Here is a 13,171-nt window from a genome sequence, read left to right on the forward strand (position 1 = left end):
CCTACACCTTCTTTCCATTCATAATATGTGCCGTTTCCTATAATCATAGTACCACAAGCCTCTCATTTTCTCAATGGCTGCCCTATGATATTTTCTGTGTCCGCCTTTGAACAGGTACTGGTACAATCTGCGTCACCTTCCCCTCGGAAATAATCTTTTTTCTGACAGCAATATAATATTTTTCTGTAGTAGCCTCAGAATCACCGATGTAAGAAGCAATCTGTTTAATTGGTGCTCCATTATCATACATATCTGTTGCCAAAGTTCGTCGAAGTACATGAAGACTGCCTCCCAATTCCTCGAGATCTGCTGCTCGATAAATTGCTTCAGCTCGATGTTCCAGGTTGGTTACCGTATTGCACGCACCCGTTTTGGTGGGAGTGACAAAATCCTCTATATCAACACACGGCGATTCTTTATAGATCAAGCAGAGTATCTCCAGCGCCTTATCTGTAAGACTAGTCTTTACTGTCAACGCATCAACAAAGCTAAGAAACAGCTTTTTCCGCATGACCTTTTATCAAAGCTCCAGCAAATAGCCCCTTTCGAAAACACCATATAGGGGCTGATCCTGTCACCCCTGATAATGTATTCGTTGGGAAGTTTAGCCAATATCCATACTCTTCTACCCTCCGACAAACTGCCGGCTGTCTCATATCTAACTCCTGCACCCAACAGCCCATCGGTAAAGGCAAAAGCATCTTCATTCTGAATTACGGTATATCGGTCTGTTACTACTCCCAAAAGCTTGTCATCTTTGTCACGAATATTAGCAAAATATCCCGGAACCGGGCTTCCATCATAAGTTGTCAGCGGTTTCTGCACCACGTGCCAATCTAATCCAGCCTTCGTTAAAGCTTCTTTGGATGTCAATGCCTCTGCCACCCTTATTCCTAATCCGTGCCATGGTTTTTCTCTTGTGTAAAACATAGTTTCTACATTTGCTGCCATATCATTTCTCTCCTTTCGTTCCAGCAATTACAACCACTTGCCATATCTTTACTTCGCAAATGTCTGTCCGTATAATCAAATTCTTTTGCAAGCTCCTGCAGGTTCGTACCATCATAACGACGTTTCACTTCTCCTGCTACATAATCCGCCTTGTAGAATCTCTTCGGAAAGGTGACCTGTTGCCCACGGAACTCTTCAAATATCAGTTCTGTATCCTCCGGTCCTACCAAATCCATAAGGGTTCTATAAATGTCTGCTGCTCCCTCCTTGTGTCTTTTTTGATCGTTCATGTACATTACCTTCTCTCATAAATTATCTGGTCTTATCCCACCTCAATTCCGATAATATCATTGAGTATTGCTTATCATAGGATAAATTATAGCGTATCCTCATTGTGTTCTCATTTGAGATTCTGTTGCATTTTCTCCTTGTCTTTTTCACTTTTTTTCGACAAAATAGGGCAAAAACCGAAATTTTTGCCCTTAGAACCGTCATATTCATTTTTTACTCAAAACCATTACCTATGAATTGACTTATCCATAAGTAAATTTTCAGCTTGCTCCGCAGAAATCAGTATACATCTTCCGCCTCGTTCTATAATGCTTCATTACTCGCTTCCTAAATCTGCTTATTCATAATTCCTGTAAATCCAATATTTTCCGGACACGAAAAAACCTCAGCAGATTTCTCTACTGAGGTTCCTATTCGCAGGTCAACCCCTGCTTCGCAGGGCTACAAGGATTCGAACCTTGAAATGACGGAGTCAGAGTCCGTTGCCTTACCGTTTGGCGATAGCCCTATGTCGTTTACTTGATGAAGTATACACTATCTGTTCCCTTTTTGCAATACCTAATTTAAAAAAAATTTAAAAAAATATATGAAATTGGAACAATTTCCGTAAAATCATCGCATAAACACCGTGATATAGGGGTAATCCTTCCTCTCTGCAGGCTTAAAATCCTCCATCAACCAGTTCCAGATAAAGCTGTTCTCTCCTTCCTGGGCAATATCTCCATAACAGCTTTCAAATACCACCACATCCGGATATCTGTCCGGATTGATCTTCCAGTAGTCCAACAGACGCTCATCATAGATCATAGAGCAGATCGTATCGGGGGATGCCTGCTTATGTTCTCCGAGCATACAATAGAACTGGGACGGTCCCACATAAAGCACGGTACTGCCGTCCGGCACGGCCTCCGGCCATACAGCCAGATTATTGTTGTAACGGTATGCAGTCATATAATCCGTGAGGATTCCGGCGCGTAATCCCTCTCTGTTGATGCCACGCACATTTTGAATCACATAGGCATGATATTCCTGGGATCCCAGAATCAGCCAGGTATAGGAAAATGCATTCCCAAGCACAAGGATCAGGCACAGGATCTGAATTGCCTTCTTTCCTGCGGTGTTTTCCTTCTGCCAGCAGTCTCCCAGACATACCAGTCCGGCCACTGCTCCCATAATGAGATAGGTGACCAGCAGCATCGGTCCCCAGTTAGACAACAGAAGTACCGAAAAATAATTGACAAATGCCAGCAGGATCAGTTCATAGAACAGCTTTTCCGTCTTGTCTCTGCGCAGATAGGTATAACATCCCGTCAGGGATACTGCCATCAGCAAAAGCTGCGGATAAATTGCATTAAAGGAACTGAACAGCCAGAACCAGATCTGGATCAGAAATACAATTACGAAAAACAGCATGCCCGGAAGCTGTAGCAGTCCGGGAAGTTTTTTCTTCCACACTTTCTCTATAAACCATCGGATTCCCAGAGACACCAGCAGGGCACACAGAAGGATCATGGCCATCTCTCCCAGGCTTGACCCCCATCCCAACAATTTTTCTCCCACAGTAGTCTGATGGGACCCCTCTCCCAGGATCTCGCCTGCCATCTCCAACATTTTCTGCGGTGTCATATAACTCAGAAGATATGTAAACATTACTGCCGCACTTGCCACACAGGGCAGTACATAAGCACAGAGTTCTTTCCATTTTTTCTCTGATCTGCGCACCAGCAGAAATACCAGGCAGCACAAAAATACCAGTACCATACTTGGATAAGCCAGCACATCACAGGTCATGAATATACCTGCCAGCACCAGCCACCGCAGCTCTCCTGCTGTCTGTCTGCCCTCGGAGTCCTTCGCTCCGAAGTATCTCAGAAGGCACAGCACCATAAGTGCAAAGAACCAGTTATGAAGATTGGAATACTCCGGAATAAAAATGGACTTGGGTGTTGTCACATAGTAGAGAAGCCCCATCAGTGCTGCCACATTCTCATCCATCTGCGGCACCGTCCTGCGGATCGTCTTATACAGAAAGACGCTGACGCACGCCTGGATTGGGAAAAATACGAGCCGCAAAAACAGGTTCAGATAGTTCACTCCACCTGTCAGCTTCACAAACAGCCTGATAAAAACCGCCGTAAAAATGGCAGAAGTCTGGTGTGGTTCCCACATTTCAAGCAGCAGCCGGTCTCCCATGGCAAGACGATAACCCGCCATGATGCCATAGCCTTCGTCCGTATCTGCACCAATAAATAAATTTTTTGCCGTATATGCAATGATTGCAAGAATACAGATAATTTTCCAGAATTTCTTATTTTTCAGTATATTTTTCATCATGCAGTTATCATAACACAGGAATTTCCCCATAGCAATGACAAGAAACATACATAACTGCAAAACGAGGCCCACCGTCCTGCGGCAAGCCCCGTTTTTATTCAACACAATGAGAGAAACGTATTATGGTATTTTGCAATGCTGTTTATACTTCAAAGATCAGATCACCATAGGCAGGTACCGGCCATACCTTCTTGTCAACCATCATCTCCAGTTCATCTACGGGAGTTCTCAGGTCATCCATTGCGGTATGTACCACATCTTTATAGAAGAAAGCAAGCTTCTTGGGATCTTCGATGCCTGCTGCCTCAGCCAGCTTATCCTCCAGAGCAGTTTCTGCAGCCTGTGCCTCAGCCAGCTTCTCGGAAATGCTCTTCAGTACAGTGGTCTGTACGGTTGCATCCGCACCTGCACTCTTAACAGCCAGTACGGTATCCGCCAGAGTCCTGGTATACTCCATAACTGCAGGAATGTACTGCTTCTTCGCCATATCTACCATGGTCAGGGCTTCAATATTGATGGTCTTAGAGTAGGTTTCATACAGAACCTCCTCGCGGGATTCCAGCTCAGCCTTGGTGAAGATACCGAACTTCTCGAACAGTTTGATAGACTTTTCGGTGGTCAGAGTCTCGGAAGCTTCTACCATGGACTTGATGTTGGGAAGTCCTCTTCTGGCTGCCTCTTCTACCCATTCCTCGGAATAGCCGTTGCCGTTGAAGATGATTCTCTGATGCTCGGTCAGGTACTTCTTGATCAGATCGTGTACGGCAATATCGAAATCGTCTGCTTTCTCCAGAATGTCTGCTGCCTCGCAGAAAGCTTCTGCAACGATAGCGTTCAGAGTGGTGTTGGGGCTGGCGATGGAGTCTGCACTACCTACCATACGGAACTCAAACTTGTTGCCGGTGAAAGCAAACGGTGAAGTTCTGTTACGGTCGGTGGCATCCTTATCCAGATCCGGCAGAGTGGATACGCCGGTCAACAGTTTACCGCCCTGGATGGAATGAGTAGCATCACCGGTCTCCACCAGCTGCTTTACCACATCCTCCAGCTGCTCGCCCAGGAATACGGAAATGATGGCAGGGGGTGCCTCGTTAGCTCCCAGTCTGTGATCGTTGCCGACATCGGATGCACTCTGACGAAGCAGATCTGCATGGGTATCTACGGCTTTCAGGATACATGCCAGTACTAACAGGAACTGGATGTTCTCGTTAGGAGTATCGCCGGGATCCAACAGGTTGACACCGTTATCGGTTCCCAGGGACCAGTTGTTATGCTTACCGGAACCGTTCACTCCGGCGAAAGGCTTCTCATGCAGCAGGCAGGTCATACCGTGACGTCCTGCTACTTTCTTCATGGTCTCCATAACCAGCTGGTTATGATCTACCGCAATGTTGGCGGTCTCATAAATAGGAGCCAGCTCGTGCTGTGCGGGAGCCACTTCGTTATGCTGTGTCTTGGCGGTTACACCCAGCTTCCACAGTTCAATGTTCAGATCCTTCATGAAGGAACCGATTCTCTCGCGGATAGTACCGAAGTAATGATCCTCCAGCTCCTGTCCCTTGGGTGCGGGTGCACCGAACAGGGTACGTCCTGCGAAGATCAGGTCTTCACGCTTTAAGTATTTATCTCTGTCTACCAGGAAATATTCCTGCTCCGGTCCCACGCTAGCTACGACCTTGGTAGCTTCGGTATTGCCGAACAGTCTTACGATACGCAGTGCCTGTGTGCTGACTGCTTCCATGGAACGAAGAAGCGGTGTCTTCTTATCCAGTGCCTCACCCTTGTAAGAACAGAATGCAGTGGGAATGCAGAGGATCACGCCGGTTGCATCCTCTTTCAGGAATGCGGGAGAGGTGATATCCCATGCAGTATAGCCTCTTGCCTCGAAGGTAGCCCGTAAGCCTCCGGAGGGGAAGGAAGATGCATCGGGCTCGCCCTTGATCAGCTCCTTACCGGAGAACTCCATGATCATCTTGCCGTACTCATCGGGATGGGTTACGAATGCATCGTGCTTCTCTGCGGTGATACCGGTCAGAGGCTGGAACCAGTGGGTATAATGGGTGGCACCGTTCTCGATGGCCCAATCCTTCATTGCCTTTGCTACAACATCAGCGGTGGCCAGAGACAGCTCTCCGCCGTGATCAATGATCTTCTTCACTTCTTTGTATACGCTCTTGGGTAATCTTTCCCTCATCTTACCCAGAGTGAATACCTTACTGCCAAAGATTTCTTCCACGTTTAATACTTCACTCATCTTCGTTTCCTCCTTATTCTTGCTATTTTCCATGCTTCCTGCGACTTACTTGCACAGTTGCTATTCAGAACTTACATGCGCAAAATCGCATCTTCGATGCTTTCCTTTTGCTTATGTAAGTTACTTCGCCGAATAACTATCGTTACATCTTCTTGCGCATGCAAGCATTCGCCGAAGATGTACGATAGTTACGGCTCTGAATAGCAACAAAAAAAGGCGCTACACTTCCTAGTGTAAACGCCTTCGTTTCGCATTGAAAAATATTAACTTGTGAGGATCGCTCCTCTATGGCTCATTACTATACAACAGATTTTTTTTGAATGCAATACCTTTTTTGAAAAAATTGTAACTATTCAGAACTCCATTCGCAAAATCGCCTCTACGAGGCTTTACTTTTGCATCCGAAGCGATCTCTGAAGTGCTCTATACCTCAAACAACAGATCCGCATAGGTCGGGAACGGCCAGTACTTCTTGTCTACCAGCTTTTCCAGTTCATCCGCAGGTTTTCTCAGTGCGTTCATTGCCACCATGACTTCATCATGATAACAGAATGCCTGCTCCTTGCCTCTCTCCATGGCGGAAGCCTTTTTCTCCACCTCGAGAAGTGCCTCGGATGCCTTTTCCATCTCTGTCAGCTTCTGTGTGATCTGCTGCAACATACGGGTAGGCACGTAGGTGTCTCCGCCAGCTTCCGTAATAGCAATAACAGCATCTGCCAGCGACTTGCTGTATTTCATTACTGCAGGAATGATCTGCTTGTTTGCCATATCCACCATAGTCAGTGCCTCGATATTGATGGTCTTTGCATAGGTCTCGTACAGTACCTCCGCGCGGGAACGCAGCTCTGCCTCGGTGAAAATACCGAACTTTTCAAACAGATGGATAGCCTTGGGAGTAGTCAGAGTATCTACTGCTGCTACCATGGAAGGAATATTGGGCAGTCCTCTTCTGGCTGCTTCCTCTTCCCATTCCCTGGCATAACCGTTGCCATTGAAAATAATACGCTGGTGCTCCGTCATATATTCCTTGATCAGATCATGGACTGCCATATCGAAATCTTCCGCACCTTCCAGACGGTCTGCAGCTTCGCAGAACGCCTCTGCCACAATGGCATTCAGGGTGGTGTTGGGGCTTCCGATGGAATCCTCGCTTCCCACCATACGGAATTCGAATTTATTTCCTGTAAAGGCAAACGGTGAAGTACGGTTTCTGTCGGTAGCATCCTTTACAAAATCCGGCAATGTGGATACACCGGTGCGAAGTACACCGCCTTCTTTCAGATTGTCTGCTTTACCGGTCTCCACCAGCTGTGCCACCACATCCTCCAGCTGTTCGCCCAGGAAGATCGAAATAATGGCAGGGGGTGCCTCGTAACCGCCCAGTCTATGATCGTTACCTACATTGGACGCACTCTGACGCAGCAGATCCGCATGGGTATCTACAGCTTTCATGATACATGCCAGTACCAGCAGGAACTGAATATTTTCATTGGGGGTCTGGCCGGGCTCCAGAAGGTTTACACCATTGTCCGTAGTGATGGACCAGTTGTTATGCTTACCGGAACCGTTTACTCCGGCAAAAGGCTTCTCATGCAGCATGCAGCGCAGACCGTGCTTGCCTGCCACACGCTTCAGAGTCTCCATTACCAGCTGGTTGTGATCCACTGCCACATTGGCAGACTCGTAGATGGGCGCCACTTCATGCTGTGCGGGAGCCGCCTCATTATGCTGGGTCTTGGATGTTACACCCAGCTTCCACAGCTCGATATTGACATCATGCATGAAACCACCGATACGCTCACGGATAACACCGAAATAGTGGTCATCCATCTCCTGTCCCTTGGGGGCGGGAGCACCGAACAGGGTTCGTCCGGCGAAAATAATATCTTCACGCCGCAAAGCCTTGGCAGAATCTACCAGGAAATATTCCTGCTCCGCGCCAACGGAAGGCAGTACTTTGGTAGCTTCTGTATTGCCGAACAGGCGGACGATACGGATCGCCTGCTTGCTCAGAGCCTCCATGGAACGAAGTAACGGTGTCTTCTTATCCAGTGCTTCGCCTTTATAAGAACAGAATGCTGTAGGGATACAAAGGGTCGGACCGGTAGCGGTCTCTTTGATAAATGCGGGGGAGGTGATGTCCCATGTAGTGTAACCTCTTGCCTCAAAGGTAGCACGTAAGCCTCCGGAAGGGAAAGAAGATGCATCGGGCTCTCCCTTGATCAGTTCTTTGCCGGAAAATTCCATGATCATCCGGCCATCCTCATCAGGATGTGTCACAAAAGCATCATGTTTCTCTGCGGTAATGCCGGTCAACGGCTGGAACCAGTGGGTATAATGAGTGGCACCGTTCTCGATGGCCCAATCCTTCATGGCACTTGCCACTACATCCGCAGTTGCCAGGGAAAGTTCTCCTCCCTGATCCATGATCTTCTTCACTTCTTTGTAAGTACTCTTTGGGAGCCTCTCTTTCATCTTGCCCAGGGTAAACACCTTGCTGGCAAAAAGCTCCTCTACATTCAATTCTTCGCGCATGTCCCTACTTCCCTTCGGTATACAATAAAATAATATCGAATACAGTGTACAACATGTGCGTTATAATGGTCAATTATTATTTTCGAGGTTTTAGTGATAAGTTTTTCCAAAAATACTCTATACTCAGAACACTTCCCAGCAGGATTCCGGGCATCTGATTGTACATCTGTCTTCCACTGGCTTCCCAGAACATTAAAAAAACAACGATACCGATAAATCCCAACTGACAGATCATCAACATTACAGGTGGTTCCTGATCTCTGATAATATTGCGAAGGCTGAGGATCATTCCGATCAGTAACAGCACATACATGGACACCAGGTAGCAGAAACAATACTGACAGGTGCGCCAGTAGTATTTTCCCCAGGGCGAAAACATTTCCCAGAGCAGGGTTCCATCGCTGTACTCCACGTTCAAAAATGCACTGGCCCCCAGATTTCCGTTGGCAAAATTATAGCTTGCCTTTTTGCGCAAATGTACGGGATTCCAGAATTCCGATCTGTTTTCGCGAATATATTCCATACTGTATTGCTGTTTTTCCTGTCTGGTGGAAAATTCATACATATGATCCACAAACTCTCTGTTGTTGGTCCAGGAACCGTCTTCCTTCATTCCCAGTGCCACCCAGCTGATCACAGGATTGGCTGTTTCAGATGCTTCCTTTGTGATCTCGTAGGAATTGGCCCAGAGCTGCAGAGCCACTCCCAGAATCACGACAAAACCTCCAAACAGCAATGTCACTCGACGGTCCACCGACACTCTCTGCCACAAGAGGATCACAGCGCATGCGATCAGCGGTATGATCACTGTGATCTTCCATGTGCCTGCCAGTACTGCCATACCGGCCGCAAGCAGCGCCCACAGGATCTGCCGGCGCTTCCCCCTGGATGCTGCCGCCAATTTCAGGAAAGCCAGTCCCAGGATTCCCATACCGAAGCTCATGGAATCCGTATAAAACACGGCAGTCATCTCCCACATCGGAAGCAGAAATACAAAGGCAAGCAGGATCGGAAATCTCCAGCAAGTATCCCCATTCCGTTCCGCAAGATAACCACAGGCACATGCCACCAGCATCACCAGAATTACATTCCGCAGCAAAACAAAATAAAACGGGGACACATCCATCAGCAATGCCATCCGAAACAGAACGGAAAGCAAAAGCATCGGCTTCAGATTATTCGAATAGGTCAAAAAATAATTGGTGTCTTCCAGTTCTCTCCCGTTCGCCAGATTCAGAGCATCCCGATAGACATAGGTGTAATCCAGCAGAGTATTCTCATTCCCCTGCCGGCTCAATGAAACCACATAAAGCAGCACCCCAAACAATACCAGCGCTGCGGCATACAGCGAATTTCTCCGGCCTGTCACCGTATATATTTTATTCCATGCCGCACCGGCCGCCAGCAGCAACACTGTAGCAGCCGCCACCCCCAGAGCCATCTGCCATGGGATCAGATGATTCCCCGGATACCTGAGTACTGTCCACAACAGCAACAGCATAAAAGCGATGAGAATACTATAGGCACCTATGGACACTCCTTTATGAATTCTGCCTTCCCTTTTCATAAGGCGTTACCTCCGGTCACTCTTTCTCAATCAGCATTTTTCTGACGCAGCAAATCAAATTCCTGCGGCGGCATGGATAACTTTATCCACAGCACCTGCTTGGGATGGGGTGCACTGTCCACACTTTCTCCCTCCTCGGTGTACATAGCTTCCACCGTGACCGGTACATTGGTGCCGTCAGGCTTCATGATTTCTATGGAATCGCCCACGCAGAATTTGTTCCGCTGCTCGATCCGGCACAGAGAATCCTTTACTGCCTCCACAATTCCCAGATAAATATATTCGTTCACGTAAGTGTTATTATCATAGATCTGCGTATTTTCATCCGGCTTGCCGAAATAGAACCCCGTCGTAAACTGACGATAGGTGCACTTGGAGATCTCTGCCTTATACCAGTCCATATTTTTCTCGTACAGCTCCGGATCGGCAAAATAATCATCAATGGCCTTCCGGTAGGTTCTGGCTACCGTTGCCACATACAATGCGGTCTTCATACGCCCCTCGATCTTGAGACTGTCGATTCCTGCCTCCACCAGCTCCGGAATATGTTCGATCATGCACAGATCCTTGGAGTTGAAAATATATGTCCCCCGCTCATTCTCGTAGACCGGCAGATATTCTCCGGGACGAGTCTCCTCCACCACCGCATATTTCCAGCGGCAGGGATGTGTGCAGGCACCTCTGTTGGCGTCTCTTCCTGTAAAGAAATTGCTCAGCAGACATCTGCCGGAATAAGAGATACACATTGCCCCGTGGACAAAACTCTCAATCTCCATTTCCGCAGGAATCTTCTCCCGGATTCCCTTGATCTCTACCAGTGACAGTTCTCTGGCAGACACCACTCTTTTGGCTCCCAGCTTCCACCAGAACAGATATGTCTCATAATTGGTATTGTTGGCCTGCGTGGAAATATGCACCTCCACCTGGGGCCAGACTTCTTTGGCGATCATGAACATTCCCGGATCGGAAATGATCAGCGCATCCGGCTGCTCCGGCTTCATATCCCGCAGCTCGGCAAAATATTTTCTGGCTCCCTCGAGATCATAATTGTGCGCCAGAATATTGGCCGTCACATAAACCTTCACTCCATGTGCATGGGCGAATGCAACTCCTTCCGCCATTTCTTCACTGCTGAAATTTTTTGCCTTGGCCCGCAGTCCAAAAGCTTCTCCGCCGATATAAACAGCATCCGCGCCAAAAATAACAGCCGTTTTTAATACTTCCAGGCTGCTGGCCGGGATTAAAAGTTCCGGTTTTTTATATGTCATTTTATTTCTCCTCTTTTTCTGCAACAGATTCTCTTTCCTGATAAGCACACCATGTCAGATTTAGCGGAAGCATTATCATCACCGGCAGCATATAGCGCAGTTCTCCGTTGACCGGGGAAAGAATGCATACCGCAAACACCAGCAGTGTGGGTACTATCAGCAAAATCCGCTTTCCCTTTTTCGATCCCAGCAGATACACCACATATCCCAGCAGCAGGTATCCGTGAAATCCCGCATTATACAACAGGGAGATCAGCGGGAAAAGTGGGATGATAATCCCACGATATGCGAATATTGGGTAGGATTGTGGGAGTGCGTAGCACGGAACAATCCGTAGGCATCAAAGTCGGGGGCTTTTGACCCCGACATCATAATATATAAGGATACACGAGATGAAGAATTTATGCAAACAAAACTGGTATCAGATCACATTACTTTTTCTGTTTTGTGTCACAGTATTTTTAAGATTCTATAAACTGACCGTTTTACCGGATGTTTTACATATAGACGAAGCTGCTCTTGGATATAACTCCTGGTGTCTGGCCAATTACGGTACCGATCGTTATCTCAATGTGCTGCCTTTCTATCCGCAGAATTTTTACGGTGGCCAAAGCCCTCTCTATACTTACCTTGTCGTATTGCTGATCAAGTTTTTCGGGAAGGGGAATTTGTCCGTTTTTCTGGTAAGATTTCCTGCTGCCTTTGCCAGTCTTCTTCTGTGGATCACCGGCACCAGGAGCATGTCCCTTATCTTTGATAATAAAAAAATCACCCTCGCTGCTGCTCTTTTTCTGTGTTTCTGCCCGTATTTTGTGATGTCCGGACGTTATGCCCTGGACTGCAATCTGATGTTGTGCTGCATTTCCTGTTCTGTTCTTGTACTGCTTTTGTATCTGAAAACAGGAAAACTACATACTTTACTTCTGTCCGGAGTCTGCTTCGGTATCAGCTTGTACTCTTATGCATTGAGTTATCTGATCATACCTATTTTTCTGGTTCTGATCTCTCTTTACATGCTTTACCATAAAAAAATCACGTTTTCCAGAATACTGTTGTGGGCGGTCAGTGTCTGCATTACGGCATTGCCCGTGATCCTTTTTACCTACACACTTCTCTTCCATGCAGAGCCTATTCATTTTCTCGGCTTTACAATTTCTCCTATTTCCGGCAACCGCATGGATGAAATTTCTTTTTCCTCATTGGGTGCAAATCTGTGGAACAACCTTAAGATCACTCTGACATACAGTATTTATCCTATGGATTCCGTGGATAAATTCTATACCTTATACCCGGTTTCCATCCCTTTTATCCTGTTGGGAATGTTATGTTCCGTTTATGACTTCGGAAATTCCTTCCGGACACGCTGTTTTCATTCCGGCACAGTATATCTGTTCTATTTCATCAGCTGCTCCTTTGTGGTTGCTCTGACACCTACAGATCATCTATATCGTGCCAACAGCATCTATATCTGTTATCTGTTCTTTTTTCTCCGTGGTATCCGGGCATGTTGCGATTTTCTTACCGTTTACCGGAAAGCATTTCTGAGCATTCTGGCTTATGGCTATGTGCTGTGGATTGCTTCGTTTATGCGTTACTATTACACTATATATTCCGTGCTGGATCTGCATACCTATGCAAATTCCTTCTATTTTGCCGATATTTCCGACATTGTCACCTATATTGACGAAAATCTCGGGGATAAAGAAATCTATGCGGACTGCGTTGATGTAGAGGAGTTTTTGTATTTTTATTATCCTATTTCTCCTTATGAGCGCGTTCCCCTGTCCGCCCGGGAAGAAGACGATGAAATCCCCAAGCATTATATACTGAATGCTTCCACTCCGCTCTCTCCTTCCGCAGCCTACATTGTCCGCAAAGAAAATCAGGAATTTATTTCTTATCTGAACGATTCCGGACTTTCCTGCCATACGGTAGAATTTTCACCGTATTACTTATTTTATTTTGATTGAT

General features: G+C 46.8%; 9 protein-coding genes, 1 tRNA gene and 1 pseudogene. 1 reads left to right on the forward strand and 10 read right to left on the reverse strand.

Features of this window, described 5'->3' with window-relative positions:
• Positions 1-82 precede the first annotated feature (82 nt).
• The 10 genes and pseudogenes from ACLTOH_RS03715 to ACLTOH_RS03760 form a co-directional block, all read right to left on the reverse strand.
• The gene (locus tag ACLTOH_RS03715) at positions 83-511 is read right to left on the reverse strand and encodes a tyrosine-type recombinase/integrase (protein ID WP_118503127.1); all 429 of its coding nucleotides are present in this window, start codon (positions 509-511) and stop codon (positions 83-85) included.
• A 38-nt stretch (positions 512-549) separates the two neighbouring features.
• Positions 550-951 (reverse strand): annotated as a pseudogene (locus ACLTOH_RS03720) (DUF932 domain-containing protein); the annotation flags it as partial.
• Positions 936-1,241, reverse strand: a complete 306-nt coding sequence (locus ACLTOH_RS03725; RefSeq protein ID WP_191835435.1) for a Mor transcription activator family protein — start codon at positions 1,239-1,241, stop codon at positions 936-938. The pseudogene ACLTOH_RS03720 and the gene ACLTOH_RS03725, both read right to left, overlap by 16 nt.
• Before the next feature lie 437 nt (positions 1,242-1,678).
• Positions 1,679-1,750: transfer RNA gene (locus ACLTOH_RS03730), tRNA-Gln, on the reverse strand.
• Between the two features lie 104 nt (positions 1,751-1,854).
• A complete protein-coding gene (locus tag ACLTOH_RS03735; RefSeq protein ID WP_412223405.1) occupies positions 1,855-3,636 on the reverse strand; it encodes a hypothetical protein in 1,782 nt (593 codons plus the stop codon).
• An 82-nt stretch (positions 3,637-3,718) separates the two neighbouring features.
• Positions 3,719-5,830: a glutamine synthetase III gene (locus ACLTOH_RS03740; RefSeq protein ID WP_412223406.1), complete on the reverse strand. Its 2,112-nt coding sequence runs from the start codon at positions 5,828-5,830 to the stop codon at positions 3,719-3,721.
• A 423-nt stretch (positions 5,831-6,253) separates the two neighbouring features.
• The gene (locus tag ACLTOH_RS03745) at positions 6,254-8,365 is read right to left on the reverse strand and encodes a glutamine synthetase III (RefSeq protein ID WP_337417533.1); all 2,112 of its coding nucleotides are present in this window, start codon (positions 8,363-8,365) and stop codon (positions 6,254-6,256) included.
• Positions 8,366-8,441: 76 nt separating this feature from the next.
• On the reverse strand, positions 8,442-9,932 hold the full coding sequence (locus ACLTOH_RS03750) for a hypothetical protein (protein ID WP_412195716.1): 1,491 nt from the start codon (positions 9,930-9,932) through the stop codon (positions 8,442-8,444).
• A 26-nt stretch (positions 9,933-9,958) separates the two neighbouring features.
• Positions 9,959-11,200, reverse strand: coding sequence for a peptidase U32 family protein (locus tag ACLTOH_RS03755; RefSeq protein WP_227732178.1), 1,242 nt, complete (start codon positions 11,198-11,200; stop codon positions 9,959-9,961).
• A 1-nt stretch (position 11,201) separates the two neighbouring features.
• The gene (locus tag ACLTOH_RS03760; protein WP_117465957.1) at positions 11,202-11,444 is read right to left on the reverse strand and encodes a DUF6020 family protein; all 243 of its coding nucleotides are present in this window, start codon (positions 11,442-11,444) and stop codon (positions 11,202-11,204) included.
• Between the two features lie 148 nt (positions 11,445-11,592).
• Between ACLTOH_RS03760 and ACLTOH_RS03765 the strand changes: the two genes are divergently transcribed.
• On the forward strand, positions 11,593-13,170 hold the full coding sequence (locus tag ACLTOH_RS03765) for an ArnT family glycosyltransferase (RefSeq protein ID WP_412223407.1): 1,578 nt from the start codon (positions 11,593-11,595) through the stop codon (positions 13,168-13,170).
• Position 13,171 lies beyond the last annotated feature (1 nt).

This window comes from Waltera sp., from assembly GCF_046969025.1.
Classification (GTDB): domain Bacteria; phylum Bacillota; class Clostridia; order Lachnospirales; family Lachnospiraceae; genus Acetatifactor; species Acetatifactor acetigignens.

Excerpts from the sequence above, each read along its gene's own strand:
- ACLTOH_RS03740 (WP_412223406.1), bottom strand. The coding sequence starts at position 5,830 with ATGAGTGAAGTATTAAACGTGGAAGAAATCTTTGGCAGTAAGGTATTC.
- ACLTOH_RS03765 (WP_412223407.1), top strand. The coding sequence starts at position 11,593 with ATGAAGAATTTATGCAAACAAAACTGGTATCAGATCACATTACTTTTT.
- ACLTOH_RS03750 (WP_412195716.1), bottom strand. The coding sequence starts at position 9,932 with ATGAAAAGGGAAGGCAGAATTCATAAAGGAGTGTCCATAGGTGCCTAT.
- ACLTOH_RS03745 (WP_337417533.1), bottom strand. The coding sequence starts at position 8,365 with ATGCGCGAAGAATTGAATGTAGAGGAGCTTTTTGCCAGCAAGGTGTTT.
- ACLTOH_RS03755 (WP_227732178.1), bottom strand. The coding sequence starts at position 11,200 with ATGACATATAAAAAACCGGAACTTTTAATCCCGGCCAGCAGCCTGGAA.
- ACLTOH_RS03725 (WP_191835435.1), bottom strand. The coding sequence starts at position 1,241 with ATGAACGATCAAAAAAGACACAAGGAGGGAGCAGCAGACATTTATAGA.
- ACLTOH_RS03715 (WP_118503127.1), bottom strand. The coding sequence starts at position 511 with ATGCGGAAAAAGCTGTTTCTTAGCTTTGTTGATGCGTTGACAGTAAAG.